General features: G+C 51.1%; 15 protein-coding genes. 7 read left to right on the top strand and 8 right to left on the bottom strand.

Annotated features, from left to right (window positions below):
* Window positions 1-21 precede the first annotated feature (21 nt).
* From gluQRS to panC, 5 genes are all read left to right on the top strand, one after another.
* On the top strand, window positions 22-939 hold the full coding sequence (gene gluQRS, locus EZV72_RS02380) for a tRNA glutamyl-Q(34) synthetase GluQRS (RefSeq protein ID WP_137165725.1): 918 nt from the start codon (window positions 22-24) through the stop codon (window positions 937-939).
* A 100-nt stretch (window positions 940-1,039) separates the two neighbouring features.
* Window positions 1,040-2,359: a polynucleotide adenylyltransferase PcnB gene (pcnB, locus tag EZV72_RS02375; protein WP_137168633.1), complete on the top strand. Its 1,320-nt coding sequence runs from the start codon at window positions 1,040-1,042 to the stop codon at window positions 2,357-2,359.
* Window positions 2,352-2,855, top strand: coding sequence for a 2-amino-4-hydroxy-6-hydroxymethyldihydropteridine diphosphokinase (folK, locus tag EZV72_RS02370; protein ID WP_137165724.1), 504 nt, complete (start codon window positions 2,352-2,354; stop codon window positions 2,853-2,855). The genes pcnB and folK overlap by 8 nt, the downstream gene beginning before the upstream one ends.
* Window positions 2,856-2,900: 45 nt before the next feature.
* Window positions 2,901-3,695: a 3-methyl-2-oxobutanoate hydroxymethyltransferase gene (gene panB, locus EZV72_RS02365; protein WP_137165723.1), complete on the top strand. Its 795-nt coding sequence runs from the start codon at window positions 2,901-2,903 to the stop codon at window positions 3,693-3,695.
* A gap of 4 nt (window positions 3,696-3,699) precedes the next feature.
* The gene (gene panC, locus EZV72_RS02360; RefSeq protein ID WP_137165722.1) at window positions 3,700-4,551 is read left to right on the top strand and encodes a pantoate--beta-alanine ligase; all 852 of its coding nucleotides are present in this window, start codon (window positions 3,700-3,702) and stop codon (window positions 4,549-4,551) included.
* Between the two features lie 64 nt (window positions 4,552-4,615).
* Here the strand turns inward: panC and panP are convergent, their stop codons facing one another.
* From panP to EZV72_RS02340, 4 genes are all read right to left on the bottom strand, one after another.
* Window positions 4,616-6,250, bottom strand: coding sequence for a pyridoxal-dependent aspartate 1-decarboxylase PanP (gene panP / locus EZV72_RS02355; RefSeq protein ID WP_137168632.1), 1,635 nt, complete (start codon window positions 6,248-6,250; stop codon window positions 4,616-4,618).
* 323 nt (window positions 6,251-6,573) lie between these two features.
* A complete protein-coding gene (gene trmB / locus EZV72_RS02350) occupies window positions 6,574-7,245 on the bottom strand; it encodes a tRNA (guanine(46)-N(7))-methyltransferase TrmB (protein ID WP_137165721.1) in 672 nt (223 codons plus the stop codon).
* On the bottom strand, window positions 7,245-8,018 hold the full coding sequence (locus EZV72_RS02345) for an ABC transporter permease (RefSeq protein ID WP_137165720.1): 774 nt from the start codon (window positions 8,016-8,018) through the stop codon (window positions 7,245-7,247). Before EZV72_RS02345 ends, trmB begins: the two co-directional genes overlap by 1 nt.
* Entirely contained in the window at window positions 8,011-8,949 is a 939-nt protein-coding gene (locus EZV72_RS02340) for an ABC transporter ATP-binding protein (protein ID WP_137165719.1), read from the bottom strand. Before EZV72_RS02340 ends, EZV72_RS02345 begins: the two co-directional genes overlap by 8 nt.
* A 344-nt stretch (window positions 8,950-9,293) precedes the next feature.
* Here EZV72_RS02340 and pdsR point away from each other — a divergent pair, with 344 nt between their 5' ends.
* Window positions 9,294-9,983: a proteobacterial dedicated sortase system response regulator gene (gene pdsR / locus EZV72_RS02335; RefSeq protein WP_137165718.1), complete on the top strand. Its 690-nt coding sequence runs from the start codon at window positions 9,294-9,296 to the stop codon at window positions 9,981-9,983.
* Between the two features lie 8 nt (window positions 9,984-9,991).
* Window positions 9,992-12,166, top strand: a complete 2,175-nt coding sequence (gene pdsS / locus EZV72_RS02330) for a proteobacterial dedicated sortase system histidine kinase (protein WP_137165717.1) — start codon at window positions 9,992-9,994, stop codon at window positions 12,164-12,166.
* Window positions 12,167-12,186: 20 nt separating this feature from the next.
* Here the strand turns inward: pdsS and EZV72_RS02325 are convergent, their stop codons facing one another.
* The 4 genes from EZV72_RS02325 to fusA all read right to left on the bottom strand — a co-directional run bounded on the left by EZV72_RS02325 (window position 12,187) and on the right by fusA (window position 19,498).
* Window positions 12,187-13,251 carry a CNNM domain-containing protein gene (locus tag EZV72_RS02325; RefSeq protein WP_137165716.1) on the bottom strand — a complete coding sequence of 355 codons (1,065 nt, stop codon included), beginning with the start codon at window positions 13,249-13,251 and terminating at the stop codon, window positions 12,187-12,189.
* A gap of 212 nt (window positions 13,252-13,463) precedes the next feature.
* Window positions 13,464-15,131, bottom strand: coding sequence for a carbon starvation CstA family protein (locus tag EZV72_RS02320; protein ID WP_137165715.1), 1,668 nt, complete (start codon window positions 15,129-15,131; stop codon window positions 13,464-13,466).
* Between the two features lie 1,015 nt (window positions 15,132-16,146).
* On the bottom strand, window positions 16,147-17,331 hold the full coding sequence (gene tuf, locus EZV72_RS02315) for an elongation factor Tu (protein ID WP_137165714.1): 1,185 nt from the start codon (window positions 17,329-17,331) through the stop codon (window positions 16,147-16,149).
* A 61-nt stretch (window positions 17,332-17,392) separates the two neighbouring features.
* Window positions 17,393-19,498 carry an elongation factor G gene (gene fusA / locus EZV72_RS02310; protein ID WP_137165713.1) on the bottom strand — a complete coding sequence of 702 codons (2,106 nt, stop codon included), beginning with the start codon at window positions 19,496-19,498 and terminating at the stop codon, window positions 17,393-17,395.
* Window positions 19,499-19,524 lie beyond the last annotated feature (26 nt).

Here is a 19,524-nt window from a genome sequence, read left to right as displayed (position 1 = left end):
TGCTTTATTTTATAATTAGTCATGTCACACTATCCATCCCACAGTTATACAGGCCGTTTTGCTCCCTCACCATCAGGCCCGCTTCATTTTGGTTCATTGATTGCCGCGCTGGCCAGTTATCTGGATGCCCGGGCACATCACGGCCGCTGGCTGGTCAGAATGGAAGATGTTGATACGCCGCGATGTATTGCCGGTGCCGATGTTCAGATTTTACAGACTCTGGAAGCACATGGACTGGGCTGGGACGGTGAGGTGGTTTATCAGTCCGCGCGCAGCGAAGCCTACCGCCAACTGGTTAGCGACATGCTGGACGCTGGCGATGCTTATTACTGTACCTGCACGCGTAAGCAGATTCGCGCTCTGGGCGGTGTCTATCCGGGTAGCTGTCGTGGCCGGCAGCAAAGTCAGGCTGCCGCTTCGGTCCGGTTTGCCTACCACAGTCCGATAGCTCAGTTTACCGACCGTATTCAGGGCAAGCAGATGATTCACAGCGCCCATGCGCTGGAAGATTTTATTGTCCGTCGTAAAGACGGCCTGTATGCCTATAATCTGGCGGTCGTGGTGGATGATATCTGGCAGGGCGTAACACATATTGTGCGCGGCAGCGATTTATTTGAAACTACGGCCGCGCACCTGGGGCTATACCAGTACTGGCAACAGCCGGCGCCGGTCTATGCCCATATTCCGGTTGCCAGTACGGAAGCCGGATACAAACTCAGCAAACAAAATAAAGCAGTCGGGTTAGACAATACCCGGGCGGCTCAAAATCTGTTGCAGGCACTTAAATTTTTGCAACTGAATCCACCGGATAACCTGTTTGCTCACAACTGTGATAAAATACTCGACTGGGCTGTGGGTCAATGGTGCACAGACAAACTGCCAAAACAGGCAGAGATTATTGTCGATAAAAGCGAATCCACTTATTATAACCAGTCTTAGCTAGTTCGGAGATGTCATTATTATTACGCGAGTGTTTGATACCGTAAAACGGGTATTTGGAAAATCAGACAGCAGTGAATCCACAATTCAGGGGTATGTACTGCCACGGGCTGAACACAGCATCTCGCGGGAAGATATTTCCGATAATGCGCTGAAGGTCATGTACAGGCTCAACAATGCCGGGTTTCAATCTTACCTGGTCGGGGGCTGTGTACGGGATTTGATGCTGGGAATGCAGCCCAAAGATTTTGATGTGGTCACCAACGCCACCCCGGAACAGATTAAAGGCTTATTTAAAAATTGCCGCCTGATTGGCCGGCGTTTTCGCCTGGCGCATATTGTGTTTGGCCGCGAGATTATTGAAGTGGCGACCTTTCGGGGTCATCACGAAGATGGCGCTAAGGATAATCTGAGCAAAGCCAGTGAGCATGGCCAGTTGCTGCGTGATAACGTGTTTGGCAGTATTGAAGAAGATGCCGAGCGCCGTGACTTCACTTTCAACGCTATGTATTACAATGTGGCTGACTTTACGGTTACCGATTTTGCCAATGGCCGGGTTGCAGTGGCCCGCCGTGAAGTCGACCTGATTGGCGACCCTGAGGTGCGTTACCGCGAAGATCCGGTGCGCATGCTGCGAGCCATCCGGTTTGCCGTTAAGCTGGATATGACCATCACCCCGCGCACGGCAGATCCTATTCGTAAACTGGCGCATCTGCTGAACAATATTCCGCCAGCCCGCCTGTTCGAAGAAACGCTGAAGCTGTTTCTATCCGGCCAGGGTAAAGATACCTTTCTGGCGCTGCTGGATTATGGCTTGCTAGAGCCATTGTTCCCGCAACTGGTCCCCTTATTAAAAGACTCAAACAGCAAAGAAATGCACTTTATTTTGCAGGTGCTGGCCAATACCGACGAGCGCATTAATAACGATCAGCGGGTTACTCCAGCGTTCCTGTACGCGGCGTTTTTATGGTATCCACTGGAAGAACATGCTCAAAAGCTTCAGGCAGAAGCTGGCTTAAATCCGCACGATGCGTTTAATATTGCCAGCGGTGATGTGATTCACCGTCAGGTTCAGCGTATTATGATTCCTAAACGCTTCTCCACTGTGATGCGGGATATCTGGATGCTCCAGCATCGCCTGCCTCGCCGCTTTGGGCGCCGTGCCTTTCAAATGCTCAGCCATCCAAAATTCCGTGCAGCTTATGATTTTCTGCTGGTACGGGGTCAAACTGAGGGCGGCGAGTTACTGGAGCTGGCAGAATGGTGGAATAGCTTTCAAAGTGCCGAGCCGGGTAAGCAAAAACGGATGCTCACCGCACTACGCCAGAAAGAAGGCGGGTCGGGTAATAGCAACAAAGGCAAACCACGTCGCCGGCGCAAACCGGCACAGGCTAAACCCCAGGGAAGCAAGGATGCATAAAGAGCACGTTTATATTGGTCTTGGCAGTAATCAGGGAGAGTCTCAGGCGCTGCTCAAGTCCGCGTTAGGTGCGATTGACGGAATTAGCGAAACCCGGGTACTGAGTACTTCTTCACTGTATGCCAGTGCCCCGATGGGACCACAGAACCAGCCTGACTTTATTAACTCGGTTGCCCTGCTGGAAACGTCGCTGGCACCACTGGCGCTGTTGCAAGCGTTGCAGGAAATTGAACAAACCCATGGCCGGGTGCGTAAAAAAGAACGCTGGGGCCCGCGAACGCTGGACCTGGATATCTTGTTATTTGGTGATCAGACACTGGCCACGCCCGAGCTGACGGTGCCTCACTATGGTATGGCTGAGCGTGAATTTGTACTGGTACCCTTGTTTGAGATTGCGCCAGGCATGATCATGCCTGACGGAAAACCTCTGGCAGCCTGGGTTGCCAAAGTGTCTTTAGACGGACTGCGTCGTCTGCGGTCTTCCAATCAGACTTAAAATCCGTATAGTTCGCCTTTCCACTTTCAAATTGCATATTGAGCCATGAAAAAAGTCACTGTCTCTTCGCTGCTGGCCAAAAAAGCGGCCGGTGAAAAAATTACCTCACTGACCGCTTATGATGCCAGTTTCGCAAAATTATTTGATGAGCAGGGTGTTGATGCCATCCTGATCGGCGATTCCCTGGGCATGGTTCTGCAAGGTCAGGACGATACCCTGAATGTCACTGTTGACGATATTGCCTATCACACTCGTGCGGTACGTCGTGGCACACAGCGCGCATTTGTGCTGGCTGACATGCCGTTTATGTCTTATGCCAGTGCCCAGGATGCGTACAAAAATGCCGCTACCCTGATGGCTGCCGGTGCCAGTATGGTGAAAGTTGAAGGCGGCGCCTGGTTGTGCGACACCATCAGCGGTCTGGTTGAGCGCAGTGTACCGGTTTGTGGTCACCTGGGACTGACTCCGCAGTCTGTGCATGTATTGGGCGGCTTTAAAGTTCAGGGTCGTGATGCTCAAAAAGCCCAACAACTGATTGATGATGCCAGGGCGCTGGAAGCTGCCGGCATTCAGTTGCTGGTACTGGAATGTGTTCCCACCTCGCTGGCTAAGACCATCACCGAACAGCTTTCTATTCCGGTAATTGGAATTGGTGCGGGTAATGTTACTGACGGCCAGATTCTGGTGATGCATGACATGCTGGGAGTAAGCGCTAACTACATGCCTAAATTTTCAAAAAATTATCTGGCGGAGACCGGGGATTTGCGTGCAGCGGTGAGCTGCTATATCGAGCAGGTTCAGTCCGGTGAGTTTCCCGGCCAGGAACACAGTTTCGAGTAAGCAGATGGAAACGGTTGACTCTATTGCCCGGTTAAGGGTATTACGCAAACAATGGGCTCAGGAAGGCAAAGTTGTTGGCTTTGTGCCTACCATGGGCAATCTTCACAATGGTCACCTGGAATTGATTCGTCGGGCGCGTGAGGCCTGCGACATTGTGGTGTCGTCTATCTTTGTTAACCCGCTGCAATTCGGCAAAAACGAAGATCTGGACAATTATCCGCGTACTATTGATCAGGATAAACAGGGGCTTGAACAACACGGTACCGATGTGCTGTTTTTACCCAGCGTGGCGGAGATGTATCCCCGCGGACTGGCTGAACAGACCTTTGTTGAAGTGCCCGGCATATCATCCATTATATGTGGCGCCAGTCGCCCCGGCCACTTTCGTGGTGTGGCGACGGTCGTCTGCAAGCTGTTTAACATGGTACAGCCTGACAAAGCCTTTTTTGGTCAGAAGGATTACCAGCAATTGCAGGTTATTCGTCTGATGGCCACCGACCTGTCAATGGATATTGATATTCAGGGCGTACCGACCCAGCGTGCTGAAGATGGCCTGGCACTGAGTTCACGGAATGGTTACCTGACGGCGCCAGAACGACAGCTGGCGCCTACCCTGTATGCTTTGATGAGCGAACTTAAAACAACGCTTGAGTCGGGAAACAAAGACTTTCAGGTGCTTAGCTCACGGTTTGTTGACCGGCTCAATGAAGCAGGCTTTACGCCTGATTATGTGGAGATTCGTAACGCCACCGATCTGATGATGGCACAGGCTCAGGATAATGAGCTGGTTATTCTGATGGCAGCGTATCTGGGCAAAACCCGGCTGATCGATAATATCCGGGTGTCGGTAGCGTAAAGAATACTGATTCTAAAATAAAGACGCCCACAGTTAGTGGGCGCTTACCAATGATTAAGCCTTTTTACGCTGTACTTTTCTTAATCTTCTGCGCGAGTTGTACCAGTTCTTTGTAAAGACGCATGCCTTTAGCCAGCGCATCCTGCTCGGCCAGAATATTTTTCAGATCTTCTTCGGTCGTTAATGGGTTCGCCAGCACGACCCTAAATACCGTGATGGCCTGACCACCCAACTCTGGACATTCCAGACGAGTACGGGAAACAAACGACTTACCGGCTTCACGCTGGGCTTTTTGAACCGCCACCACCAGCTTATCCAGCTTCTGGTTCAATTTGACTTTTTCTTCATCACTGGCCACCTCCAGCAACGCTTTAACCGGCTCCGGACATACCCGGTAGGTCAGCAATGACAGCGTTGGCGCTGTGGTCAGTGCAAAATCAGGCTGGGCATTAATCATGGCCGCAAATGCCTGTGCCTTATCAATATTCTGATCAATGATCAGCTCATAGCCGCGCCGCCCCAGAATATGCAAAGTGGAATACACCATCATGGCCATGCCGTTTCGAGAGCCTTCCAGCGTGGTCGCCCCCAAATCTTTGGAGCCTTCACGAAGGATATACTGGGCGTGATGACGAACCGCATTGGCATCTTCCGGATTCTTGAAGATAGCCATACCCGCGCCCATGGGCACATACATCTGCTTATGCGCATCAATGGTGACCGAATCGGCCTTATCAATGCCCTTTAGTTTATGCCGGTAGGTTGAGGAAAACAGCGTTGCCCCACCCCATGCAGCATCCACATGAAACCAGCAGCCAAGCTCTTTTGCCACATCGGCCAGTTCATCGAGGGGGTCCACATGGCCGGTTTCGGTCGTGCCACCAATCCCCACAATAGCCAGGACCTTATTGCCGGCTTCCTGATAGCGCTTGCCTGCAGCCAGCGCCTCTTCAGGGCGCAGAGTCTGCGCCGGGCATGGCAGAGTTAGCAGCTGATCACGACCCAGCCCCAGAGCATCCACCGCCTTTGACAGCGAATAATGACCCCGGCGTGAGCAAATTACACCCAGATTGTTAATACCATAATGACGATAGGCTGCCGCCAGCCCGCTGCGGGCAACACCGTGAAACCCGGGTTGCGGGCCTAACAGTTTATTTCTGGCCACCCACAGTGCGGTGATGTTGGCCACTGTACCGCCTGAGCAAAAGGCGCCCAGCGCATGCTTAGCGCTATGTAAATGCTGGTCATAAAATTCGTCAGACTGGCTGAAAATCAGATTATGCATCATGCCCAGCACCTGCCGTTCCAGCGGAGTGAAGGCTTTGGATGTCTCAATTTTTACCAGATTCTGATTCAGCCCCACCATCAGCTTGGACAGCGGCAGATGAAAATAGGGCAAAGCGGAAGTCATGTGGCCGATAAAGGTAGGTGAATAGGTATTCACCGAATGGGCCACCAGCTTTTCCAGCAGGGATTCTGCGTGTTCAGAAACAAACTCAGGAGATTCTGGCACGCTGGCCAGTGAGAAATCTTTTTCAATCTCTTCCAGCGATGTCTTTTTGGTGACGACATGCTGAGACAAGAAGTCCATAATGTTGTCAGACAAATGCTGTTCAATCTGGGCTAGTTTTGAATCCTGATGTTCCGGCTTGGTAAAGACCCGAAACAAGTGTTGTAGACTAACCTGTGCTTCACCCACCACTTAACACCTCTATTCGCCAGGGACCGGAATACAACGTACCGGGTAACCCGGACTAACCGGCAGCATGTCGTACGTTTTGTTGACTGTACTGAAAGCTTCGCAGCGCAGTTTCAAAGGAGCGAAACTTTACCCCATAATAGCATTGAGGCCAAGTGTAACGCGCTCCCTGCGTGCTTTATTCTGTTTATGCAGGCAATAAGCCCGGCTTATCAGTTATCCGGCGGGTTTGGCACAATGACCTGATATATTCACTGCACCTTAACCAACTTTTTGAATTATAAATTAAATCTCATTGTTACTGATTTCAGGGACAATGTCGATCAGGCGCTTTCCTCGGACTGACAGAGCAGCTTCCAGCAGGTTTGTCCGCTACCACGATACTTGCGTTCAAATGGCGTAAACGCCTCGCCATCACTGATTGACTGCAAATCTGAGATCACCCCGTAGTGCTTAGCGGCCTGGGCAAATTCGAGCAGATAAATCAGCCAGTTGCTGCGTACCTCAACATGACTGGTAATGCCCATCATATCAACAAATGCGGCACTGGCGTGCCAGCGCTTTTGCACTTGAGAGGACTTGGGATACGGATTGGGGTACAGCAAATAATGTTTACTCACCGCCCACTGTGCGTCTTTAACCAGTCGCCAGAAGTCATTCACATCGGCCCGAAAAACCGCGTAGTTATCGGCCTGCTGCCGATAATGCTCGTGTTTACCCAGCCGGGCTTCCGACTTATCCAGACCTATCACCCGGGCATCGGGATGACTGGCTGCCAGGCGAGCGGTACTTTCGCCTACCCCGCAGCACGAATCCAGTATGATGTCTCCCTGCCAGCCATTAAGCCAGTCGGTGGCCTGCTCAAATGTCTGGCGGGTATGATCGCTGACCGGACGCCGATTTTCGGATTGCTGATAACGGGCCACCAGCTCATCAAGCTTATCGTGTACGCCCTGCTGCGTGGTGGTAATCTCTCGGGGTTTGGAAGCGCTCATCAGCTACGGATTCCTTTACCGGTTTTCAGCAGATAATAGGCCAGTGAGAACAACATTACATTAAACACGACCAGCAAAGACAGTGAAGTCGTGATGTCTACATCCGATACACCCAGAAATCCATAACGAAAGCCATTAACCATATACACCACCGGGTTTGCCTGGCTGACAACCTGCCAGAACTCCGGTAGCAGTGATAATGAATAAAACACGCCGCCCAGGTAGGTCAACGGAGTCAGAACAAAGGTCGGCACCACCGATATATCATCAAAGCTTTTGGCAAAGATAGCGTTAATCAGGCCGGCTGTGGCAAACAGCACTGAGGTCAGCAGTACGGTCATGACAATGACCCCGATATTATGAATCTGTACATCCACAAAAAACAGCGAGACCAGCGTCACGATTATGCCGATAAGAATAGCCCGCGCTACACCGCCGCCCACATAACCGGCAATAACCACCCAGGTCGGTACCGGCGCGACCATCAGCTCTTCAATATTGCGCTGGAATTTGGCGCTGAAGAACGATGACGACACATTCGAGTACGAGTTAGTGATAACCGACATCATGATAAGACCCGGTACAATAAACTCCATATAGGTAAAGCCACCCATCTGCCCAATCCGATTGCCAATCAGGTTACCGAAAATCACAAAGTACAGGCTCATGGTGATGGCGGGCGGAACCAGGGTCTGCACCCAAATCCGCAGAAACCGGGTACACTCTTTGATCCAGATTGTGTTTAAGGCAACCCAGTTATTTTGCTTATGCATGTGTGGCAGTCTCCTGTTGCTGTCGGCCAGACTCCACCAGCCTGACAAAGAGTTCTTCTAATCGGTTGGCTTTGTTGCGCATACTCAGTACCTGTATGCCCTGCTCAGTGAGCTGACTGAATACAGGATTCAGGCCTTCTTCTTTTTGCACATCCACTTCCAGTGTGTGGTTATCCACCAGACGATATTCGAAGCCGGTAAGCGTGGGTGTCTGAGAGCTGTCTCCCAGATCAAGAATAAAGGTTTCAATATTCAGCTTGGATAGCAGCGCCCGCATGGAAGTGTTTTCCACAATAATCCCCTTATCAATAATGGCGATATTACGGCATAGCATTTCGGCTTCTTCCAGATAATGTGTGGTCAGGATGATGGTGATCCCCTGCTCGTTAATCTGCTTTAAAAACGTCCACATCGAGCGGCGAATTTCAATATCCACGCCGGCTGTGGGTTCATCCAGAATCAGCAGCCTGGGCTCGTGCATCAGGGCCCGGGCGATCATCAGGCGACGTTTCATTCCGCCGGATAATTCACGGGCACGGGCGTTGCGCTTTTCCCATAAATCAAGCTGAGTCAGATACTTTTTCGCCCGCTCTTTGGCAATACTGCGCGACACGCCATAATAACCCGCCTGATTCAACACAATCTGCAGTACGGTTTCAAACTGATTAAAGTTAAATTCCTGCGGCACCAGGCCAATACAGGCTTTGGCGGCTTCTTTTTGCGCCATCAGATCATAGCCAAAGATTCTGGCTTCCCCGTCGGTAGGGTTAACCAGTGAGCTGATCACTCCGATTGTGGTCGACTTCCCGGCGCCATTGGGACCCAGCAAAGCAAAAAAATCGCCTTCCTCAACCTGAAGATCCAGCCCCCTGAGCGCCTGAACGCCACCTTTATAGGTTTTCCGCAAACCGGAAATATCCAACGCTTTCATGCAACTGCCTGTGTTAAGAATAGAAAATACTCGTCAGGCCGTAAAACGGCCCGACAACAAAGAAATTGTTCACGTTGTGTACGCACAACGGCAACAAAAGTGTGGCTAAAAAACCTGATTTCGACAGAATACCAGAATAGTCGTAGTTTGTGATGAGCCACGGGATAAAGCCCGACTGCGGCAAGGTGCATGGCAGCATGCTGAACACCCGGTTCATGCCAGGTTCAGGCGTCTTTGCCAAAAATGGCCAGATTATGGCAAGCCAGAGGATTTTGCGCCCTTGTTCGCGGTTCGCCTGGCCAAGGGTGTATAGTAGCGCCCGACATCATCATAAGAGATATTGTATGCCCAGAACAATTGCCCTGGTTGAGGACGAAGCTGCCATCAGGGAAAACTATCAGCTTGCCCTGCAAGCCCAGGGGTATCAGGTTCAGGCGTATGCCGACCGCCCCTCTGCCAGCGAGGCTTTTGCCCACACTTTGCCTGATCTGGCGATTATTGACATCGGCCTGGTGGATGAGATGGAAGGGGGTTTTATGTTGTGTCAGCAACTGCGCCAGTTATCCCAGTCCCTGCCCATTATCTTTTTTACCGCCCGGGACAATGATGTGGATACCATCAGCGGTTTGCGGATGGGCGCGGATGACTACCTGACCAAAGACATCAGCATGGCCCACCTGCTGGCGCGTATTGCCGCTTTGTTCCGGCGCACTGATTTACTGGCAACGCCCCGCCAGGACAGTGACCAGATTCGTCTGGGTCATTTATCGGTGGATGTCAGCCGCATGATTGTCAGCTGGCGGGGCGAGCCGGTGGCCCTGACCGTCACCGAGTTCTGGATGCTGCATGCGCTGATCAAGCATCCCGGCCATGTGAAGAGCCGTCAGCAACTGATGGATGAGTCGCGTATGGTGGTGGATGACACAACCATCACCTCGCATATTAAGCGCATCCGGAAAAAGTTTGTGGCCATGGACAGCACCTTTGAACACATCGATACCGTGTACGGTATGGGTTATCGCTGGCAGGAGTAAGCAGCCCGATGCGATTTTCACTGCGCCTGCAACTGGCGCTGCTCTCGCTGTTTTTACTGGCGATACCCTGGCTGGGGTATCAGTATGTATGGGAGCTGGAAGAATATCTGCGGGCGGGTCAGGAGCAAACTCTGCTGGGTACAGCCCGTTCGGTAGCCACCGCGCTGCATGAACGCCCCGCCCTGTTCGACAGCCAGGCGGCTTACTTGCAGAATGTCCGTCCGGGTACCGACCTTTATGCGCCGGAAATGCCGTCCCCGATTCGCCTGGACGGGCAGCTATCCGACTGGCAACCTGCCGCGCACCTGGCCCGGGCCTATTCCGATGAGCAGGTAGTGAGCTGGTATGATCCCTCCTCTTCTCAGTCCCCGGTCAGTATGGCGTTTACTCACATGGTAGGTCGTTACGGCCAATACCTGTACGCCATGTTTGATGTGACAGATGATACGCTGGTGTGGCGAGAAAAAAACAGCCTGTCGGTCGACCAGAGCGATCATCTGTTGATAGGATTAATCAACAATACCGGGGAACTTGAGCGCTATGTGATTGCCCCGCATCAGGCTGGCTGGGTCAATGCCTATCGGCTGACCGGCGATACCAGCCGCTATCGCGCTGCCGACAACGCGCTGGAAATACAGGGGCACTGGCAGCCCACCGACGATGGTTACACCATTGAATTACGCTTTCCGCTGGCCATGACTGCCGGTTCCCTTGCCTTTGCGATGGTGGATGTAGACGACCCGATCGAGCGGCATAAACAGTATGCCATAGGCACCGCCAACCCCAGTAAAGCAACCGAACTGGGAACCGTGTTAACCCCTTCACCGGAGATTGAGCGTATTCTGGCTGGCCTTAAATATGCTGACTCCCGGGTGTGGGTGGTGGATCGTCACAAACGGGTGCTGGCCCGTGCAGGTGATATTCAGTCGGCGTCCGGCTTTCGTAGCCCGCTGGGTAACAAGAGCGGCGATTCGCTGTGGCATTATATTGAACAGCACTGGTTGCTGCCCCTGTACTATCATATTCTGACCCGCCCGCCATCTGACTTTGTTGATGAACTGGAAGGTGCTTATGCACTGGCCGGCCAGGATCTTAACAGCGCTCTGACCGGTGATGCTCAGACATTGTGGCGACTGACGCCAGACAGTAAAGCGGTGATCCTGTCGGCGGCTTATCCGGTGTTTATTGATAAACAGGTCATGGGCGCGGTGGTGGTTGAGCAAACCACCAATGGCATCAGAACATTACGAAACCGGGCGCTGGAGCAGCTGTTTCATGTGATTCTGGCGGTACTGCTATTGGGCACCACCGGACTGGTACTGTTCGCCAGCCGTATTTCAGCCCGCATCCGGCGCCTTCGCGATGACACCGAATCGGTCATTGATGATAACGGGAAAATTGTAGGTCAGTTACCGGTGCGTCCCCGGTTCGATGAAATTGGCGATCTGAATTACGCATTCAGCGATGTTCTGAGCCGTTTACAGCAATACAATTCCTATCTGGAAAACATGGCTTCCCGGTTATCGCACGAGTTGCGCACGCCGGTGGCGGTGGTTCGCACATCGCTGGATATGCTGGAGAGCTGTCAGGACACTACCCAGCAGGCACAGTTCATAGCGCGGGCGCAAACCGGTTTATCCCGGCTGAGCAAAATTCTCAACAGTATGAGTGAGGCTACCCGTCTGGAACAGGCGATTGCCCGGGAAGAACCAGAAAGCTTTGCGGTTGTAAAGGTGCTGACCCGGTGCCTGGAAAGTTATCAGTATACTTACCCACAGCGCCAGTTTGTGCTGTCTGTGACGCAGGACAAGCTAACCGCGAATGGTTCGGGTGAGCTGATAGCCCAGATGCTGGATAAAATCATTACCAATGCGGTGGAGTTTTCCCGCCCCGATGACGCCATTACCATTACGATTTATCGGGAGGCCAGACATTTGATAACAGAGATCAGTAATCCCGGTCCGCTGTTGCCTCAGGGCATGAAAAAACAGTTATTACAGTCGATGGTATCGGTGCGTCCGGCTGGTGAACAGCATCAGGCTTCGCAGGCTCCGCATCTGGGCCTGGGCCTGCATATTGCCAACCTGATTGCCGGTTATCATAAAGGGCAGCTGAGTATCAGTGATTCACCTGATGGCAGTGGCGTCACCGTCAGATTCAGCCTGCCGGTGACGTCAGCATAGCGTAGCCAACAAAGATGGTTTCAGGGGCGCTTTTTATCGCCGGCATTTTGCATCAGCATACGCCGGCGGCGTCCGGCCATCATATTGGCAAAACGGCGCATACTGACGGTGGAATCCTTTTCATCCACAATATCCACCCCAAGAATATTTTCCAGCAGGTCTTCTAAAGTGATAATGCCTTCCAGGCCACCATATTCATCCACAACCAGCAGCATGTGTACCCGCTTTTCCAGAAACTTATCAAAGATAGATGACAGCGGCATGCTGGACAGCACCGTAACCATTTTCATAGTGTAGTCTTTCAGCTGTTTGGTGGTTTCTCCCTTAGCCTGCGCGACCAGTAAGTCCGAGCGCATCACAAACCCTGTGATACTTTCTGAATCGTTAGCCTCGTAAACCGGAATCCGGGAATACTCAATATTGGCGTGATTCTCAAAAAATGCTTCTACCGTAACATCCTCACACACCGTAAACAGCGCGGTGCGATGACTCATAGCATCTTTTACCTTAAGCTCATGCATACCCAGCAGACTTTGCATTAAAGCCGCTTCCTGTTGCGCCAGCTGCCCTTCCTGGCCGGATAATTCGGCCATAGCATGCAGTTCATCCCGGCTCAGACCACGCAGCGGACTGTCTTCTTTAAATCCTTTGGTCAGCATTTCAGACATCACCACAAACGGATACAGGATCACAGTCAGATACTTCAAAAAGTAAGCCGTGGCTGGTGCCAGCGCCCGCCAGTAAGTTGCGCCCAGGGTTTTGGGGATAATCTCGGAAAAAATAAGGATCAGCAAAGTCAGTACCGCTGATATCACACCAAGATAAGCCTCGCCAAAGACCACGGCGGCCTGGGCCCCGGCGCCTGCTGCTCCCATAGTATGGGCTATGGTATTGAGACTAAGAATGGCAGACAGGGGTTTATTGATATTTTCGGTCAGTTTACGTAACAACGCACCACTTGGCCGCTCTTCTTTCTCCAGCACCGAAATGTACGCTGAAGAGACGCTCAGCACGACCGCTTCGGCAATACTGCATAAAAAAGAAAAGCCCAGGGCAATCAGTACATAAACAATTAATAGAAGCATCCGTTCCTTCCGCTAGCAACACAAACAGTCCCATTATGAGCATGTATCGCCCAGTTACAAGTTGCATTTAGGCAGACAGGTTTCATCAGGCTGGCTTTCTTTCAAATTTTGACTCTATTGGGTTTTTCATTACTGCCCGCGGCCTGTTGCAGATCATAAAAACAGCAACACCGCCATTAAAGACGGTGTTGTTGGTATGCTTACCCTTGGTTTCAGGCTTGCTGTTTTTTAAATTTGGCGATGACCGCCCAGGCTTCCAGCATCACCAGTACACTGACAATCAGTACCACGGCATCAAGAAACACCAGCAGATAATTTTGCGCGGCATAATATTCCTGCAATTTGATAATGCCGGCGAAAAACGCCATTACCAGCACAAAGGTCATGGGAATCAGGGTAAACTTAGCCGGCCTTCCCATTTTTATCAGCATCACGGAGATGACCAGTAGAGTCAGGCTGGCCAGAATCTGATTGGTTGAGCCAAACAACGGCCAGATGATCATACCACCGCTGCCGGACGCCCCGCCGGCGCCAAAGGCCAGTAGCAGGCAGGTACCCACTGCCACAAGCGTTGCCACCGCACCGTTTTTCAACACGTTCAGATTATAAATTTCGCCCCATTCCTGAATGATATAACGCTGCAAGCGAACGCCTGAATCCATCGTTGTACCGGCAAACAGGACCACCATGGTGGCCAGAATAGTGGAGGAAAATTCCACCGACAAACCCCAGCCACTGGCGATAAGATTAGCACCGCCACTGATAAAGGCGCCCACACTGCCAGCGCCAAGATGGCTGTAGACTTCATGCCATTCTTCCGGGGAGCCAGCCAGCATTACGCCTGACACGGCAACAATAGTGATCAGCGCCAGAGAGCCTTCCCCCACTGCGCCAAGATAACCGACGAAGCGGGCATCCGTTTCTTTGTTCAGCTGCTTAGAGCTGGTGCCTGAAGCGACAATACCGTGGAAGCCGGAAACAGCACCACAGGCAATGGTAACAAATAGCAAGGGAATGATACTGGGTGTGTCTATCCCGGTCTGAGTGTTAAACGCGGGTGCCGTAATATCTGGCATTGACACAAAAACCGCGCCGTATAACAGCAGCAGGCCGACAATCAGCTGCATACCATTAATAAAGTCCCGGGGCTGCAGCAGCATCCAGACCGGTAACAAAGACGCGATGGCCGCATAGATAAACAGAATGATAATCCAGTTTGCCTTATCAGCCAGACCAAACAGGGTTTCCGGCAAACTGATGGGAATATAGCTACCAGCAAACACCGAGGCGTATAACACCGCAATACCCACAATACACATGGGGATGAGCGGTAAATTACGTTTGATCAGCTGCCCAATGACCAGCGCAACAGCAATGGCGGTCCAGGCCGGGAAGACAGCATCAGGCTGCGATACAAAAGAGTTGGCGATCACTACCCCGAACACCGCATTGACCATCAGCAACACAAGGAAGATAACAACCATAAACAATGCGCGGGTACGCTTACCGATGACCGACTCAGACAGCGCCCCCATTGACTTACCCTTATGGCGGGCACTGGCCCACAACGCGCCCATATCGTGCACACCGGCAAAAAAGATAGTACCGAAAACAACCCAAAGCACAGCCGGCACCCATCCCCAGTAAACAGCAATAGCCGGTCCAACTATCGGCGCTGCACCGGCAACAGAGGTAAAGTGATGCCCCCACAGCACTATTTTGTTGGTCGGCACAAAGTCGGTACCGTCGTTAAGTTCATGAGCAGGGGTAAGATATTTCTCGTCCAGTTTAAAGATTTTGCTGGCGATGAACTTCGAGTAGAAAAACCATCCGATGATCATGCCCACAATACCCAACAGAACTATTGTTATTGATTGCATAGTGTAATCCTGACTGCGTAAGTGCTGTTATCGTTATCATGTGTCGCTGTGTATTAGCATGGGGCGGCAACAAAGGTATGTGCAGCGTACAACACCTCACCAACGAGCATCACAGCGTAGCTAATGATTATACGCAGCTTCTTACTGCTACATTGCTCACCCAAGACCAAAGTCTAACTTAATACTTTTAATACAAAAATAAAACCAACACTTTACATTCGGCTGATTGATGATGGATGGGTCGACATCGTCCAGGATGGTTTGGGGACGACGGGGAGTGAGTCATGCTCTAGGAAGATACCGGATATCGCTACGCGTTTCCGGGACGACGAGGCTGTTGCTGTGCGAGCGCCGGGCTACGGGTAGGAGTGAAAACCGTCATTCTACGCACTATTCGTCATCCCCGTGCCCTATCCGTCATTCCTGCGAAAGCAGGAATCTCGTTAAGCAGTCTGGCTGAGCTAATATAAGCACTGAATAAAGTGAGCCACGTTCCAAGGAGATCCCGGATATCGCTACGCGATTCCGGGACGACGAGGCTGTTGCTATGCGAGCACCGGACTACGGGTAGGAGTGAAAACCGTCATTCTACGCACTATTCGTCATCCCCGTGCCCTATCTGTCATTCCTGCGAAAGCAGGAATCTTGTTTAACAGCCTGGCTGAGCTGGTATAAGTACTGAATAAAGTGAGCCACGTTCCAAGGAGATCCCGGATACCGCTACGCGGTTCCGGGACGACGATACTTTTTGTCACTCCCGTGCCTTATCCGTCATTCCTGCCAAAGCAGGAATCTCCTTTTGGTATAAGGACTGAATAAAGTGAGTCATATTCTTAAGGAGATCCCGGATATCGCTACGCGATTCCGGGACGACGCGCCTGTTGCTGTGCGATTCCAGGACGACGAGCCTGCTGCTGCGCGATTCCGGGACAACAGATGGATTTTAAACAGACACAAAAAAGGCGCTCAAATGAGCGCCTTTTTCTAATGCATTGTGTGCATTAAGATATCGATATTACTCGATGATCTTAGATACAACACCAGCACCTACTGTACGGCCACCTTCACGGATTGCGAAGCGTAGACCTTCATCCATCGCGATAGGAGCAATCAGGTCAACAACAAACTTCAGGTTGTCGCCAGGCATAACCATTTCTACGCCTTCTGGAAGCTGTACGGCACCAGTTACGTCAGTTGTACGGAAGTAGAACTGTGGACGGTAACCTTTGAAGAATGGCGTGTGACGGCCACCTTCGTCTTTGCTCAGTACGTATACTTCAGCTTCAAACTGAGTGTGAGGAGTGATTGAACCTGGCTTAGCAAGTACCTGACCACGCTCAACTTCGTCACGCTTAGTACCACGCAGAAGAACACCAACGTTCTCACCAGCACGGCCTTCGTCAAGAAGCTTACGGAACATTTCAACGCCAGTACAAGTAGTCTTAGTCGTATCTTTGATACCAACGATTTCTACTTCTTCACCAACTTTAACGATACCTTGCTCAACACGACCAGTTACAACAGTACCACGGCCTGAGATTGAGAATACGTCTTCGATTGGCAGGATGAACGGCTTGTCGATAGCGCGCTCTGGCTCTGGAATGTAAGAATCCAGTGCTTCGCCCAGCTCAACGATTTTCGCTTCCCAATGCTCTTCGCCTTCAAGGGCTTTAAGAGCAGAACCTTTGATTACTGGCAGGTCATCACCTGGGAATTCATATTCGCTAAGTAGTTCACGAACTTCCATTTCTACCAGTTCAAGTAGTTCTTCATCATCAACCATGTCACATTTGTTCATGAACACGATGATGTGAGGAATACCAACCTGACGACCCAGCAGGATGTGCTCACGAGTCTGTGGCATAGGACCATCAGTCGCCGCAACAACCAGGATAGCACCGTCCATCTGAGCAGCACCGGTGATCATGTTTTTAACATAGTCAGCGTGTCCTGGACAGTCAACGTGCGCATAGTGGCGAGTTGGTGTGTCATACTCTACGTGAGAAGTAGAGATGGTGATACCACGTGCCTTCTCTTCTGGAGCGTTATCGATCATATCGAACGCTTGAGCAGAACCACCGTGTGCTTTTGCAAGTACAGTAGTGATCGCTGCAGTCAGAGTCGTTTTACCGTGGTCAACGTGGCCGATAGTACCCACGTTTACGTGGGGCTTGGAACGTTCAAACTTTTCTTTTGCCATTTTCCTCGTTTCCTAAGTTAAAAGTCCGACCGACACGACCGGACCGAACCTTCATTTAGATTTAACTTCTAGCGTCAATTATTGCTTTTGCAACATTGCTAGGCGCTTCAGAATAATTGAAGAACTCCATTGAATATTGCGCGCGACCTTGCGTTTGAGAACGCAGATCAGTTGCATATCCAAACATTTCAGAAAGTGGCACTTTTGCGCGGACGATTTTCACGCCTGCAACACCTTCGTCCATTCCTTCGATCATGCCGCGGCGACGGTTAAGGTCACCAACAACATCACCCATCCATTCTTCCGGAGTCGTGACTTCAACTTTCATAGTGGGTTCAAGCAACACCGGATTAGCTTCTGCGGCGCCTTTTTTGAATCCCATTGAGCCGGCGATCTTAAACGCCATTTCAGAAGAGTCAACATCATGGTATGAACCGTCAAACAGCGTGACCTTGACATCCAACACGGGATAGCCGGCCAACACACCACTTTGCAACTGCTCCTGAATGCCCTTATCAACCGCTGGAATAAACTCTTTAGGTACTACACCACCTACGATTTCGTTCACAAACTCGTAGCCAGAGCCTTCTTCCTCTTGCGGTTCTATTCTCAGCCAGACATGACCAAACTGGCCACGACCGCCTGACTGACGAACAAATTTGCCTTCGACCTCTACAGATTTGCGGATCGTTTCGCGATAAGCCACCTGAGGCTTACCTACGTTGCATTCGACTTTAAATTCACGCTTCATACGGTCGACAATGATATCCAGATGCAGTTCACCCATACCTGAAATAATTGTCTGACCTGATTCATCATCAGTTTTAACCCGGAATGAAGGATCTTCAGCCGCCAGTTTACCCAGCGCGATACCCATTTTTTCCTGATCAGCTTGCGACTTAGGTTCAACCGCGATCGAAATTACCGGATCGGGGAACTCCATGCGTTCAAGCGTGATGATGTTGTTAGGGTCACATAGCGTATCACCTGTTGTGACATCTTTAAGGCCAACTGCTGCCGCGATATCACCTGCCCTAACTTCTTTCAGTTCTTCACGGTCTTTTGCGTGCATCTGCACAATACGACCAAATCGCTCGCGCTTGCTCTTGACCGGGTTGTATACCGTATCACCGGTATTCACCACGCCGGAATAACATCTGAAGAATGTCAGTGTTCCCACGAACGGGTCAGTGGCAATTTTAAATGCCAGCGCCGAGAACGGTTCGCTGTCATCAGCACGACGATGCGCTTCTGTTTCGTTTTTGTCGTCAAGCACACCTGTAATGGGCTTAACTTCGGTTGGAGACGGCAAGTACTCAATAACCGAATCGAGCACAGCTTGTACACCTTTGTTTTTGAACGCACTACCACAGGTAGCCAGTACAATTTCGTTATTTAGTGTACGGGTACGAAGCCCAGCGCGGATTTCCTGTTCTGTCAGCTCTTCGCCTTCCAGATACTTGTCCATCAGCTCTTCTGATGCTTCAGCCGCAGCTTCAATAAGCTCGGTACGGTATTTTTCCGCCTTCTCCAGATGATCTGCCGGAATATCTTCGTAAGAAAAGGTCATACCTTTATCTTCGTCATTCCAGTTAATCGACTTCATCTTGATGAGGTCGATAACGCCACGGAAGTTCTCTTCCGCGCCGATATTGAGCTGGATAGGTACACAGGTAGCGCCCAGGCGCTTACGAATCTGCCCTATCACTCGCTCAAAGTCAGCACCGGCCCGGTCCATTTTATTTACGAACACAAGGCGCGGCACTTCATACTTATCAGCCTGTCTCCAGACTGTTTCTGATTGAGGCTCAACCCCGGAAGACCCGCAAAAAACCACCACAGCTCCATCCAGTACACGTAAAGAACGCTCTACTTCAATCGTAAAGTCTACGTGTCCGGGGGTGTCGATGATATTGATGCGATGCTGATCATGCTGCTGGTTCATACCAGCCCAGAAACAGGTTGTCGCCGCAGACGTGATAGTAATACCACGTTCCTGCTCTTGCTCCATCCAGTCCATGGTGGCTGCGCCATCATGCACTTCACCAATTTTATGTGACAGGCCTGTATAAAACAGTACCCGCTCAGTAGTCGTGGTTTTACCCGCGTCTACGTGAGCCACAATACCAATATTACGATAACGCTCAATTGGGGTCTTACGAGGCATACGTCTCTCTCAGTTGATCGCTAAAA

Source organism: Salinimonas lutimaris (genome assembly GCF_005222225.1).
Lineage (GTDB): Bacteria > Pseudomonadota > Gammaproteobacteria > Enterobacterales > Alteromonadaceae > Alteromonas > Alteromonas lutimaris.
The sequence above is the reverse complement of the archived record's forward strand: the minus strand, read 5'-3'. Positions and strand labels throughout refer to the sequence as shown.